Source organism: Cytobacillus sp. FSL K6-0265, assembly GCF_038003465.1.
Classification (GTDB): domain Bacteria; phylum Bacillota; class Bacilli; order Bacillales; family Cytobacillaceae; genus Cytobacillus; species Cytobacillus stercorigallinarum.
Map to the genome: position 1 here is coordinate 1684199 of NZ_JBBOPE010000001.1, position 12891 is coordinate 1697089.

Here is a 12891-nt window from a genome sequence, read left to right on the forward strand (position 1 = left end):
ACCTTATATTAAAATGAATGCAAACGAAGAAAAGTGTGTCATATATTTTTGTGATACAACTAGTACAGTTTGAAGAAAAGAAGTTATAATAATAAAGACGTTTTTTTTGTTGGTATTTGTGGAAAACTATACTATATGTTGTCATCAGACAAATATAAACGTGATATTCTCCATTTGATAATCAATTAAGCGTTTTTAAAATAAGAAAGGGTGACTTTTTATGGCTTCAAAAACGAAAAAGGCTAGTTTAGATGTAAAGAAGCAACTTGAAAAAGTAGAAGATCAATTTGAAACACTGCAAATTTTGGATGAAGAAGGTAAAGTTGTTAATGAATCAGCAATGCCTGATCTAAAAGATGAGCAATTACAAGAACTAATGAAACGTATGGTGTATACACGTATTCTTGACCAACGTTCCATTTCTTTAAATAGACAAGGTAGACTGGGCTTTTATGCGCCAACTGCTGGACAAGAAGCATCACAACTGGCTTCACAATTTGCTTTAGAGAAGGAAGATTTTATTCTACCTGGATATAGAGATGTTCCTCAAATCATTTGGCATGGCCTACCGCTTTCACAAGCTTTTTTATGGTCTAGAGGTCATTTCGAAGGTGGTAATATTCCAGAGGATGTCCATGTGATTGCGCCACAAATTATTATAGGTGCACAATACATCCAAACTGCCGGAGTAGCATTAGGCATTAAGAAACGTGGCGAAAAGAAAGTAGCCATTACTTATACTGGTGATGGTGGAGCTTCACAAGGTGATTTCTATGAAGGAATTAACTTTGCTGGTGCGTTCAAAGCACCTGCTATTTTCATTGTACAAAACAATCGTTTTGCCATCTCCACACCTGTAGAGAAGCAATCTGCTGCTAAAACAATTGCACAAAAAGCGGTTGCTGCAGGTATTCCTGGTATTCAAGTGGATGGTATGGATGCTCTAGCTGTTTATGCTGCTGTTAGTGAAGCACGTGAGCGCGCGATTAACGGTGAAGGGCCAACATTAATTGAGACATTAACTTATCGTTACGGTCCTCACACAATGGCTGGCGATGACCCGACACGTTACAGAACAAGTGATCTCGATAATGAATGGGAAAAGAAAGATCCACTTGTTCGTTTCCGTAAATTCCTAGAAGACAAAAACCTTTGGAATGAAGAGATGGAAAACGAGGTCATTGAAAAAGCAAAAGAAGATATCAAAGTGGCTATTAAAGAAGCTGATAACACACCAAAACAAAAAGTAACTGACTTAATCAATATTATGTATGAAGAAATGCCTTATCATCTTAAAGAACAATATGAAATTTATAAAGAGAAGGAGTCGAAGTAAGCCATGGCGCAAATGACAATGATCCAAGCAATCACTGATGCACTTCGTACAGAACTTAAGAATGACCCGAATGTATTAGTATTTGGAGAAGACGTAGGCGTAAACGGTGGAGTTTTCCGTGCTACTGAAGGTCTTCAAAAAGAATTCGGCGAAGAGCGTGTATTTGATACACCACTAGCGGAATCTGGAATTGGCGGTCTTGCAGTTGGACTTGGTTTACAAGGCTATCGCCCAGTACCTGAAATTCAATTCTTTGGATTTGTTTATGAAGTAATGGATAGTATTTCCGGACAACTTGCTCGTATGCGCTATCGTTCAGGTGGCAGATATAATGCCCCTGTTACAATTCGTTCACCATTTGGTGGCGGTGTACACACTCCAGAAATGCATGCTGATAGTTTAGAAGGATTGATGGCTCAACAACCAGGTTTAAAGGTCGTTATTCCATCTTCTCCATACGATGCAAAAGGCCTGTTGATTTCTGCGATTCGAGATAACGATCCTGTTATCTTCTTGGAGCATATGAAATTATATCGTTCATTCCGTCAAGAAGTACCGGAAGAAGAATATACAATTCCACTTGGTAAAGCTGAAGTGAAACGTGAAGGTAAAGATATTTCAATTATTACTTATGGTGCAATGGTACATGAAGCATTAAAAGCTGCTGATGAGTTAGAAAAAGAAGGCCATTCAGCAGAAGTGATTGACCTTCGTACAGTTAGCCCAATTGATATTGAAACAATCATTGCTTCAGTTGAGAAGACAAACCGAGCGATTGTTGTACAAGAAGCACAAAAACAAGCTGGTATTGCAGCAAATGTCGTAGCTGAAATTAACGACCGTGCGATTCTTAGCTTAGAGGCGCCTGTCTTACGTGTAGCAGCACCGGATACTGTGTTTGCTTTCCCACAAGCGGAAACAGTTTGGTTGCCGAACTATAAAGACATTATTCAAACTGCAAAAAAAGTAATTGAATTTTAAATAAAATCGGGGGCGTGGCCCCTAATTTCTATAATAACTATGATACAATAGGATGGTGAATTTAATTGGCATTTCAATTTAGATTGCCTGATATCGGTGAAGGTATCCATGAAGGCGAAATCGTCAAATGGTTTGTAAAAGCTGGTGATGAAGTTCAAGAAGATGATGTTCTTTGTGAAGTTCAAAATGATAAAGCGGTAGTTGAAATCCCTTCTCCTGTAAAAGGAAAAGTAGAAGAGATTCACGTAGAAGAAGGTAGCGTGGCCACTGTTGGACAAGTACTTATTAGCTTCGATGCACCTGGTTATGAAGACTTAAAGTTTAAAGGTGACCATGAAGATGAAGAGTCTGAGGAAAAGAAAGAAACAGAATCTCAAGTTCAAGGAACTGCTGAAGAAGGTAAAAGTGTAGAAAAAGAGAATACAGCTCCTAAAGAAGAAGACAAAAAAGAAGGAAAAGTAATCTCTGAAACAAACACGGATCCTAATCAGCGTGTTATTGCTATGCCTTCTGTACGTAAATTTGCAAGAGAAAAAGGTGTAGATATTCAACAAGTAAGCGGTAGTGGAAAAAATGGACGTGTGTTAAAAGAGGATATTAATCAATTCTTAGAGGGTGGAAACGAGCAACAAGTTGACACCGAGTCTCAACAACAAGAAGCTTCAGTTGAAAGTAAAGAAGTGGAGAAATCCCAAACTCAGTCTATTCCTGAAGGAAGCTATCCTGAAACACGTGAAAAAATGAGTGGAATTCGAAAAGCAATTGCTAAAGCAATGGTTAAGACGAAGCAAACGGCTCCACATGTGACACTAATGGACGAAATCGATGTAACAAAATTAGTTGCTCATCGTAAGAAGTTCAAAGAGGTTGCCGCAGAAAAAGGTATTAAATTAACATTCTTACCTTACGTAGTCAAAGCCTTAACAAGTGCATTACGTGAATATCCAGTTCTTAATACTTCATTAGATGAAGAAGCGGGAGAAATCGTTCATAAGCATTATTACAATATTGGTATCGCTGCTGATACTGATAGAGGCCTACTTGTACCAGTGGTTAAAGATGCTGACCGCAAATCAATTTTCACTACGTCAAATGAGATTAATGAATTAGCTACAAAAGCAAGAGATGGCAAACTTTCAGGAAGCGAAATGAAAGGTGCTTCTTGTACGATAACAAATATCGGCTCAGCTGGTGGTCAATGGTTTACACCACTTATTAACCAACCAGAAGTAGCTATTTTAGGTATCGGTCGTATTGCTGAAAAAGCAATCGTCAAAGATGGAGAAATTATCGCAGCACCAGTTCTAGCATTATCATTGAGCTTTGATCACCGCATCATCGATGGCGCAACTGCTCAAAATGCACTAAATCACATCAAGCGTTTACTAAATGACCCAGAATTATTGCTAATGGAGGCGTAAGAAATGGTAGTAGGAGATTTCCCAATTGAAACAGATACTATAGTAATTGGTTCAGGTCCAGGAGGATATGTGGCAGCCATTCGTGCCGCACAAACTGGACAAAAAGTAACAATCGTAGAAAGAGGTGAAGTAGGAGGCGTATGCTTAAACGTTGGATGTATTCCATCTAAAGCATTGATTTCTGCTGGTCACCGTTATGAAACGGCTAAAGAATCAGAATCAATTGGTATTACAGCTGAAAACGTAAAAGTAGATTTCTCTAAAGTCCAAGAATTTAAAGCTGGTGTAGTTAAAAAGTTAGTAGGCGGGGTTCAAGGCTTACTTAAAGGGAACAAAATTGACATTGTTAAAGGTGAAGCGTACTTTGTTGATGCAAACACTTTACGTGTAATGGATGACAGTTCCGCACAAACATACACTTTCAAAAATGCGATTATTGCAACTGGTTCAAGACCAATTGAACTACCAGCATTTAAATATTCTAAACGTGTATTAAATTCTACAGGGGCGCTAGCGCTTGAGGAAATTCCTGAAAAAATCGCTGTCATTGGTGGCGGTGTAATTGGTGTCGAGCTTGGTGGTGCATACGCAAGCTTTGGTTCTCAAGTAACCATTCTAGAAGGCGCAGATGATATTCTTCTAGGTTTTGAGAAACAAATGACAACACTTGTGAAAAAGAACTTAAAGAAAAAAGGTGCAGAGATTATTACTAAAGCATCTGCAAAATCAGTTGAAGAAACTGAAAATGGCGTAAAAGTAACTTATGAAGTAAAAGGTAAAGAAGAAGTTTTAGAAGCTGATTACTTATTTGTTATGGTTGGTCGTCGTCCTAACACAGATGAACTTGGCCTTGAGCAAGTAGGTGTGAAAATGTCTGATAAGGGCGTTATTGAAGTTGACAAACAATGCCGTACAAATGTCAATAGCATTTTTGCTATCGGTGATGTTGTCGCTGGACCTCAACTAGCGCATAAAGCTTCATATGAAGGAAAAATTGCTGCTGAAGCAATTGCTGGTGAACCGTCTGAAATTGACTATCTTGGCATTCCTGCTGTTGTATTCTCAGAACCTGAACTTGCTACTGTAGGATATTCAGAAGCACAAGCAAAAGAAGAAGGTCTTGAGTATACAGCTGCTAAGTTCCCATTTGCAGCAAATGGCCGTGCATTGGCTCTTGATAGCACAGATGGTTATGTGAAGTTAATTACTCGTAAAGAAGATGGATTAGTAATCGGAGCGCAAATCGCTGGTGCAAATGCATCTGATATGATTGCTGAGCTTGGCTTAGCAATTGAAGCGGGAATGACTGCAGAAGATCTTGCGATGACTATTCATGCCCATCCAACTTTAGGTGAGATTACAATGGAAGCAGCAGAGGTTGCTCTAGGTACACCTATTCATATTGTAAAATAATTATTATATCAACAACTGTTTATATGATGAACTGCATCACAAATGTTTGCTACATTTGCTGGTGCAGTTTTTTTGTTTAAAAAACACTATTTGCGATTATGAGGAACTCATCCTCTATTGAAAAATGTTTAGTAAAAATAAATATAAAATCTTGGATTACTGTATGTAGACGTATGATTATTATTTTCAATATCACTCTATATAACAGAAGCCCTTTCCGTTCTATGGCATTTGCATATAATGAGTATGCTGAAGGGAGGGCAATAATGTTATTTGATAAGAATAAGTATAGAGATGAAACACAATTCTATAAGAAAAGAAAACTTAAACATTGCTGATGTAATCGCAGATGTAATTGCTGTGGTGGGTACACCCCAGGACCACCGGGACCACCAGGGCCGCCGGGACCACCAGGACCACCAGGACCACCGGGACCGCCAGGCTTAGGATTAACGGGCTCAACAGGATTACCGGGTCCAACAGGATTAATAGGCCCAACCGGAATAACAGGCTCAACAGGATTACCGGGTCCAATAGGAATAACAGGTTCAACAGGATTACCGGGCTCAACTGGATTAACAGGTCCGACTGGATTACCGGGCTCAACAGGATTACCGGGTCCAACCGGAATAACAGGTTCAACCGGATTAATAGGCCCAACTGGAATAACAGGCTCAACAGGATTACCGGGTCCAACCGGAATAACAGGCTCAACAGGATTACCGAGTCCAACCGGAATAACAGGTTCAACAGGATTACCGGGTCCAACCGGAATAACAGGTTCAACAGGATTACCGGGTCCAACCGGAATAACAGGTTCAACAGGATTACCGGGTCCAACCGGAGTAACAGGCCCAACCGGAGTAACGGTCCCAACCGGAGTAACAGGCCCAACTGGAGTAGCGCCAATAATTCAAGGTTATGTAACGAATGGTCGTGATGGGACGGTCTCCGTTATAGATATGGCCACAAATACGGTAACAGGAACAATCCCAGTCGGAACAAACCCCATTACAGTAGTAATCACACCAGATGGATCAAGAGCGTATGTGATGAATACAAATAGCATAAATCTATCGGTTATAGATGTAGCAACTGATACCATTATAGCAACCATCCCGGTAAGTACAAATCCGCAAGATATCGCTTTTTCGCCTGATGGCACTAGGGGTTATGTTTCAGGCTTTGCTGTGAATATAGTTATGATAATTGATACGGCAACTAATACAGAGTCAAGCACCTTCACATTAACAGATTTCTATGATGGGCCTATTACTTTATCACTAGATGGTACCACTGCGTATATGCCGAATCCGTTTGATAACAACATACTCGTAGTAGATTTGATAACCCAGACGCAAATAAACACCATTCCTGTTGGTCTCTTTCCAGAAGATATTGCCATTGGCGATATACCGTTTTAATTATCAGATAATTAATGAAAATATTCTGTACGATAGCTATCGTTCTTTTGTGTGCGCCTGGCATGTGCATGAACTATAGGGTGTAAGTCCCGAACCTCGAAGATAGAAGTAGAGGTTAGCCAAAAGCAAGGGTGTCCGTGGCGACGCGGAAAGCCAAGGGCCGAAAAATCTGCAAGTTCGTTATGAAACTTTGCGTTATTCATTTTAATTGAACCGCCGTATACGGAACCGTACGTACGGTGGTGTTAGAGGTCGGGAGTTAATCACTCCCTCCTACTCGATTGCGCTCGGCATCATGGAAACTGAGGGAAACGAGTAGCTAATCTTCATTCTGAGGAACATTAATCTGCGAGATAAGAATCACTTCCTGAAACACTATATATATTTAAGTAAGGTATAGCATTACATCGGAAAAATATTTTTTGGTATATATTGTATGTTACAATAGAAATATCATTATATGGAATGCATACAATATAGAAATAAAAGTGGACTTTTCAGGATGGTGAGAGTATGAGGCTATATATGGTCGTTATGTTACAGTTAATCATTTGGAGCGGTTATACATTTGTTGAATGGTTATCTAAATATGACCAATTCAGTATAAAGGTCATCATCCTGCTTATATTTGTTTATTTTGCGATGGTATTGGGTAATCGTTTATTACATTCAAACATGAGAACAGTATTAGCTACATTTATAAGTATTAGTGTATATTTATTTTTCTATATTTTTATGTTCTACATAGATGATCTAATAAGATAACTTTTAACTAAAGAATTGCGTGAGAGGAATGAATGAGATGAAGAACAGTTTTTTCGTTTTATTACTTAGCTTTGTTTTGGTTGTTACAGCATGTGGTAATGAAGAAAAAGAAACAACGAATGAGCCAAAAGACGATGAGGCGATAGAAGAAACAAAGAATGAGGAAGAAACGATTGCAAAAGAAGAAGAAAAGGATGAAGATGTAACTGAAGAGAAAGAGGCAGAAGTTGATGTTCAACCATCCTATATCGTTAATGAAAAAACATGGAAGGTTGAGCCGATAAAAGATGCTAATGATAAAGTGGTATTGTTAACGATTGATGATGCACCGGACAAGCATGCATTGGAGATGGCAAAAACATTAAGTGAAAAAAATGTGCCAGCTATTTTCTTTGTCAATGGTCATTTTCTACAAAATGAAGAAGGTAAAAAGACATTGAAAGAAATTGCTGATTTAGGTTTCCCGATTGGAAATCATACATATCACCATGAAAACTTAACAGAAATTTCAGAAGAGAAACAAAGAGAAGAAATCATATCCTTAAATGATCTAGTGGAAGAGATTATTGGAAGTAGACCGCAGTTTTTCAGAGCTCCGTTTGGGGCGAACACAGACACTAGTTTGAGAATCGCTAAAGAAGAGAAAATGATACCAATGAATTGGACTTTTGGCTATGATTGGGAAGCAGATTACCAGTCAAAAGATGCATTAGAAAAGATCATGGTAGAGACCCCTTATTTGAGTAATGGAGCCATTCTATTAACACATGATCGTTCATGGACCAATGAAGCATTGGAAGGAATGATTAACGGTATACAAGAGAAGGGCTATGAGTTTCTAGATCCAAACAAAATACAAAAAGAAAAAGAGGCAGCTTAAGGCTGATCCTCTTTTTCTTTTCTTGTTGCCCGTCCATTAATAAATCGTGAAGTAATGGAGTAGATTGAGAAGAATAATAGAAAGTAGCTTAAAATGTTTAAAAGAAATGGAATCCATTGAATACTCGTCTCAGCGTCCAGTGGAGATGTAAATTCTATAACTTTCGGATAGGATGAGGAATCGTCTGAAACGGTTACGCTCTGTTTGGCATACGGAAATGGACCACCAAACAAAAATGATTGTTCTAATGTTTCTGGCACATCTTCGAGATATTTACTAAAAATAAATGGCGAGATAAATGTGAAAATAAGTGCGATGATTAAAGTGAATATGACTGGTTTTCGCATGAAGATTATAACCCCTCTAGTTGAAGTATTTTTTCATTGTAGTTTTCTTTTGTAATAGTACATGACTCTTCCATTGAATAGATGGAGCTCGGCTTGTAACTTTTTAGCGAGAAATTTGCAATATTCGTTTGCTTTTCCTTTATCGCCGAACGTCGCTCCTTCAGGCAATGTAAAGCAAATATTTGTTTGAATCCTCGGTGTATTATCATGATCCATTATTTTCTCTTTTTGAATAGAGATAAGTATAGCACGATATCTTTCTTTTTCAGAATAGAGAGTAATTTGTTCTGCTTGTTTTTCATTAGAATCAATGATTTCATACGGGAAAGCAGCTTGACCATATGTCCAATCAACCTGATCTCCAGTTTTCGCGGTGATGTCTTTATAATATAGAAAATATTCTTTTAGTTCAGTTGTTGTAATTGTGTCAATCTTCGATGCAGGCACTAGCTTAATCGATGCATATGCATTCATTTAAAAAGCCTCCATTCAAAAATCCTATAGTTATACACTATATCTATTCTATCACCAGTGAAATATATGTGACAATGAAAATGTTGCATAGAAATCAAAGATAAATTATAATAATATTCAAATTATTCAAAAGGAGGGTGGATATGAAGTTTTTAAAACAAATGTATGATGATTTAGAGGACGTACATGCCAGATTTGTCGGCTTTTCTTCTTCTATTACTCGCTACGATTTTGCCATTTTTTCGGTCCCTTTCTTTACGAAACCCCTTGTGGTTTGCTTGCAGACGAGTTGTTCTACTCTCCTCGATATAAAAGATCTTGATGATCGCCATTACCTCCAAAAAGCTTTTCAAATTGAAAGTAATGAACAAACAGCTGAACTTATTCAATTCTTTAAAATTGAATTAAATAAGTAAGGTTGTAGATAAATCAAGGTTAATAAGGTATAAGAAATCAGCTATTGTGCTGATTTCTTTTTTTTATAACGATATTTAGTATGTCTTATTTAATCGTTAATTAGTAAAAAAAGGGCTTGATAAGATAAATAGTATGTATTATTATAATATATATGATGTAAACGATTACAATTAATGATGAAAGGATGGATGAAGAATGGGTACCATCGTTTGTCAAATATGTGACGAAACTATTGAAGTTTTTGAAGATGAAAAGGTGTCAGTTTTATACGGTCAATGTGGTTGTAAAAATGAGCATAACAAGATGCACATTGAAGAATAGATGATATATTAAACGGGTCAATCATTATAATAAACAGAGAGCAAATGCCATAGATTTTATCTATGGCATTTCTTTTGTAGCTAAAGGGTACTTCTCATAATATTTTTCATAAAAAATGCGAATCAAATATGTCATCTGATTCGCAATGGAAATGTAAAACTAAGACCAATAGCATTTTATCTCCAGTCTTATTTTATCGCTTTATGTTCTTTGATTACTCGAATATATTTAAAATCATAATCCTCTGGGCCTTGGACAGGTAGTCCGGCTTCCATATTCGTTTTTATATAATTTAGGTTTTCCCTTGTAATAATTTCCCCAGGAGTGAAAATAGGAATGCCTGGTGGGTAAACCATGATGAATTCAGCAATAATCCTACCTTCTGATTCTTCAAAAGGAACAAGTTCACTATCCGCATAAAATGCGTCTCTAGGAGACAGTGCTAATAATGGAATATTTGGTAATAACACTTGCGGATTTACTTTCGCTGCTTTTCCATGTCTTTCTTTAGATAACTCTTTTAAGGCATGAATAAGCTTATCTGCATCACTTTTTGCATCACCTGGTGTGATGATGCAAAGGATATTGTATAGGTCAGATAATTCAACTTCAATATGGAAATGCTCTCTTAACCATACTTCTACATCAAACCCACTTATGCCTAAATCTTTCACAGATATGATTAATTTTGTAGGGTCGTAATTAAAGGTTGCATTTGTACCAAGAATTTCTTTACCTACACAATAAATATGTTCAATTTCGTTTAACTCTTTCCTCATATATTGAGCAAGCTCAATGGTTTCCTCAATAATTGCTCTACCTTCAGTGGCTAAACGTTTTCTCGCAACATCTAATGAGGCAAGAAGCAAATAAGAGGTAGAAGTAGTAGTTAGCATGCTTAGAATGGACTGTACCCGTTTTGCTGACACTCTCTTACCCTTTAAGTTGAGAATGGAGCTTTGCGTCATAGAACCACCTAGCTTATGGACGCTCGTAGCTGCTAAATCTGCACCAGCTTGCATGGCAGACAATGGCAGTTCATCATGAAAATGAATATGAACACCATGTGCTTCATCTACTAATACGGGAATATCGTAAGAATGAGCCAAATCAACAATTTCCTTTAAGTCACAGGCAATTCCAAAATAAGTAGGGTTAATAACAAGTACCCCTTTGGCATCTGGATGTTGTTCTAACGCTTTCTCAACGGCATCAGTTGTTATACCGTGAGAGATTCCTAACTCTTTATCGACGACGGGGTGGATAAAGATAGGGGTTGCGCCTGCAAAGATAATGGCAGACATAACCGATTTGTGCACATTTCTTGGTACGATAATTTTTTCTCCAGGGCCGCAAACAGCCATAACCATCGTCATAATAGCACCACTCGTACCTTGTACGGAAAAGAATGTATGGTCAGCACCAAAGGCTTCAGCTGCTAAGTCTTGTGCTTCTTTTATGATGCCTGATGGCTGATGCAGGTCATCTAGTGGACCGATATTTATCAAGTCAATCGAAAGTGCATTTTCTCCTATGAAGTCCCTGAAATCAGGATCCATTCCTTTTCCTTTTTTATGTCCAGGAATATGAAATTGAATCGGATCGCGTTTTGCGTGGGAGAGAAGTCCATTAAATAATGGTGTTTCTTTTTGAGACAATAAATTCACACCTCTTTAAACAATCAATTTTGCAAACAAACAAGTGAATTATAGCATTTATCCTTCAGTCTGCATAGAAAGATAAGCAAATATTTTTCTGGCGAATACTTTGCATTCCATTTGTTAGGATATATAGTTAACAGTACATAGTCTTAGAGGATTCGATTATGATTATGAATTGATTCATATAAGTGGATTATTCCCATACTAAGAGAGAAGCGCATCGACTAAATAATCTCTGCGGTTATTTTTTGGGATGCTAAAATTTAGCATACTTGCTCTTCTTCGCTAACTCCCGTACAATCAGCATGTAATCTAAGTGAGAGGTGTTTATATGGAGTATCAATATCCAATGGAAAGCGATTGGTCAACAGAAGAAATTATAGATGCGATTGCTTTTTTTCAAGCAGTTGAAAAAGCTTATGAAAAAGGAATTCAACGTGAGGATTTCATGGCAGCTTATCGTCGCTTTAAAGAAATTGTACCGGGCAAAGCCCAAGAGAGAAACCTTTGTAATGATTTTGAAGAAATAAGTGGGTATTCTTCTTACCGCACGGTTCAAATGGCAAAAAAAGCAGACGAGGGTAGTAAAATTAAAATGTAAAAAAGAAGAAGCAGTAAGAGATAAGTCTGAGTCTCTTACTGCTTTTTCCTTTTGGTAAAAGGATTAAACGATACTGAGGTTTATTACAATTGATAGAGGGGTATAACTTTTTTAAAAACACTCTCTGTGTAAGTAATAAACTCAGAACCAGAAAGTTTAATCGCTTCTTCTTTTGGCATATTTATACCACAGAGTAACTCTGCTTTTTTGACATTTTGAAGTCGAATAAACATGTTTTTTAGTTCTTCCTTTGTAAGATCGCTATGTTTGATCACCTCTGGTTTCGTGTGATCTAATGACCAAACGAAGTCTTGTGGTATTTCATCATAGATTTCATTTATTTTGGTTTGCAACTTTTCAGCAATTTCAACTTTATTTGGTGCTTCATATATAACGGCAAACCAGATAAATACATGCGTTTCCCACAGACCAATCTGAAAGTGAGGAAGCATCTTATAGCCTCTTGGATTATTGGCGAATGCGACCCAAGTATCATTAGGTGGATTTTTTGTTCTTCTCGCATGCTTAGCTACATGAGGAGACATTTCATCACCCGTTTCTGCAGAGAGAAAAGGAGAAAATGTTTCTCCAAGTGCTTCAAGTTTGGGTCTTACTGTTGCAATTAATGCTTCCATTCTTTCTTCTAAACCATCAATTGTAAAAACATCGAAATCCTCTTTCTTAAATCCATTAAATGTCATTTGTAAACACTCCTTAAACCGTCTGTCTATGTCGCATATTGTAGCATAAAAGCAGGAGAGATAACCAATTTAGTACATCAAAATAATAATCAATTGGGTGAAAACATCTTCTTCATAGGTAAACGTACAATTTTGTTGCACTGTGAAAA

At 37.4% G+C, this 12891-nt stretch carries 14 protein-coding genes; 10 read left to right on the forward strand and 4 right to left on the reverse strand.

All coding sequences use genetic code 11. From position 1 onward, the window contains the following. The first annotated feature begins 220 nt into the window (after nt 1-220). From pdhA to MHH73_RS08745, 7 genes are all read left to right on the forward strand, one after another. On the forward strand, nt 221-1336 hold the full coding sequence (gene pdhA, locus MHH73_RS08715) for a pyruvate dehydrogenase (acetyl-transferring) E1 component subunit alpha (protein WP_341066188.1): 1116 nt from the start codon (nt 221-223) through the stop codon (nt 1334-1336). Nucleotides 1337-1339: 3 nt separating this feature from the next. Then, a complete protein-coding gene (locus tag MHH73_RS08720; RefSeq protein WP_191812517.1) occupies nt 1340-2317 on the forward strand; it encodes an alpha-ketoacid dehydrogenase subunit beta in 978 nt (325 codons plus the stop codon). Between the two features lie 65 nt (nt 2318-2382). Then, nucleotides 2383-3738 (forward strand): dihydrolipoamide acetyltransferase family protein, encoded by a 1356-nt coding sequence (locus tag MHH73_RS08725; RefSeq protein ID WP_341066191.1) that lies wholly within the window; start codon nt 2383-2385, stop codon nt 3736-3738. Nucleotides 3739-3741: 3 nt separating this feature from the next. Next, nucleotides 3742-5151 carry a dihydrolipoyl dehydrogenase gene (gene lpdA, locus MHH73_RS08730; protein ID WP_191812513.1) on the forward strand — a complete coding sequence of 470 codons (1410 nt, stop codon included), beginning with the start codon at nt 3742-3744 and terminating at the stop codon, nt 5149-5151. A gap of 911 nt (nt 5152-6062) precedes the next feature. After that, nucleotides 6063-6575, forward strand: a complete 513-nt coding sequence (locus MHH73_RS08735) for a YncE family protein (RefSeq protein WP_341069717.1) — start codon at nt 6063-6065, stop codon at nt 6573-6575. 513 nt (nt 6576-7088) lie between these two features. Further along, the gene (locus tag MHH73_RS08740; protein WP_191812511.1) at nt 7089-7340 is read left to right on the forward strand and encodes a hypothetical protein; all 252 of its coding nucleotides are present in this window, start codon (nt 7089-7091) and stop codon (nt 7338-7340) included. Between the two features lie 37 nt (nt 7341-7377). Next, on the forward strand, nt 7378-8220 hold the full coding sequence (locus MHH73_RS08745) for a polysaccharide deacetylase family protein (protein ID WP_191812509.1): 843 nt from the start codon (nt 7378-7380) through the stop codon (nt 8218-8220). Here MHH73_RS08745 and MHH73_RS08750 read toward each other — a convergent pair. Then, nucleotides 8217-8567, reverse strand: coding sequence for a hypothetical protein (locus MHH73_RS08750; protein WP_341066196.1), 351 nt, complete (start codon nt 8565-8567; stop codon nt 8217-8219). The genes MHH73_RS08745 and MHH73_RS08750 overlap by 4 nt on opposite strands. A 33-nt stretch (nt 8568-8600) precedes the next feature. Continuing rightward, nucleotides 8601-9041, reverse strand: coding sequence for a DUF1885 family protein (locus MHH73_RS08755; RefSeq protein ID WP_191812505.1), 441 nt, complete (start codon nt 9039-9041; stop codon nt 8601-8603). A gap of 143 nt (nt 9042-9184) precedes the next feature. On the opposite strand from MHH73_RS08755, the gene MHH73_RS08760 reads away from it, so the two are divergent. After that, on the forward strand, nt 9185-9457 hold the full coding sequence (locus MHH73_RS08760) for an SAV0927 family protein (protein WP_191812503.1): 273 nt from the start codon (nt 9185-9187) through the stop codon (nt 9455-9457). A 196-nt stretch (nt 9458-9653) separates the two neighbouring features. Then, the gene (locus MHH73_RS08765; protein ID WP_191812501.1) at nt 9654-9779 is read left to right on the forward strand and encodes a GapA-binding peptide SR1P; all 126 of its coding nucleotides are present in this window, start codon (nt 9654-9656) and stop codon (nt 9777-9779) included. Between the two features lie 188 nt (nt 9780-9967). On the opposite strand, the gene MHH73_RS08770 is transcribed toward MHH73_RS08765, so the two are convergent. Further along, nucleotides 9968-11437 carry an aminotransferase class I/II-fold pyridoxal phosphate-dependent enzyme gene (locus MHH73_RS08770; protein WP_191812500.1) on the reverse strand — a complete coding sequence of 490 codons (1470 nt, stop codon included), beginning with the start codon at nt 11435-11437 and terminating at the stop codon, nt 9968-9970. A 334-nt stretch (nt 11438-11771) separates the two neighbouring features. Here MHH73_RS08770 and MHH73_RS08775 point away from each other — a divergent pair, with 334 nt between their 5' ends. Then, entirely contained in the window at nt 11772-12041 is a 270-nt protein-coding gene (locus MHH73_RS08775; protein ID WP_191812498.1) for a UPF0223 family protein, read from the forward strand. An 83-nt stretch (nt 12042-12124) separates the two neighbouring features. Here MHH73_RS08775 and MHH73_RS08780 read toward each other — a convergent pair whose 3' ends face one another. Beyond that, nucleotides 12125-12742: a YktB family protein gene (locus MHH73_RS08780; protein ID WP_341066203.1), complete on the reverse strand. Its 618-nt coding sequence runs from the start codon at nt 12740-12742 to the stop codon at nt 12125-12127. Nucleotides 12743-12891: the final 149 nt, after the last annotated feature.

Excerpts from the sequence above, each read along its gene's own strand:
- pdhA (WP_341066188.1), top strand. The coding sequence starts at position 221 with ATGGCTTCAAAAACGAAAAAGGCTAGTTTAGATGTAAAGAAGCAACTT.
- MHH73_RS08720 (WP_191812517.1), top strand. The coding sequence starts at position 1,340 with ATGGCGCAAATGACAATGATCCAAGCAATCACTGATGCACTTCGTACA.
- lpdA (WP_191812513.1), top strand. The coding sequence starts at position 3,742 with ATGGTAGTAGGAGATTTCCCAATTGAAACAGATACTATAGTAATTGGT.
- MHH73_RS08740 (WP_191812511.1), top strand. The coding sequence starts at position 7,089 with ATGAGGCTATATATGGTCGTTATGTTACAGTTAATCATTTGGAGCGGT.
- MHH73_RS08745 (WP_191812509.1), top strand. The coding sequence starts at position 7,378 with ATGAAGAACAGTTTTTTCGTTTTATTACTTAGCTTTGTTTTGGTTGTT.
- MHH73_RS08750 (WP_341066196.1), bottom strand. The coding sequence starts at position 8,567 with ATGCGAAAACCAGTCATATTCACTTTAATCATCGCACTTATTTTCACA.
- MHH73_RS08755 (WP_191812505.1), bottom strand. The coding sequence starts at position 9,041 with ATGAATGCATATGCATCGATTAAGCTAGTGCCTGCATCGAAGATTGAC.
- MHH73_RS08760 (WP_191812503.1), top strand. The coding sequence starts at position 9,185 with ATGAAGTTTTTAAAACAAATGTATGATGATTTAGAGGACGTACATGCC.
- MHH73_RS08765 (WP_191812501.1), top strand. The coding sequence starts at position 9,654 with ATGGGTACCATCGTTTGTCAAATATGTGACGAAACTATTGAAGTTTTT.
- MHH73_RS08775 (WP_191812498.1), top strand. The coding sequence starts at position 11,772 with ATGGAGTATCAATATCCAATGGAAAGCGATTGGTCAACAGAAGAAATT.
- MHH73_RS08780 (WP_341066203.1), bottom strand. The coding sequence starts at position 12,742 with ATGACATTTAATGGATTTAAGAAAGAGGATTTCGATGTTTTTACAATT.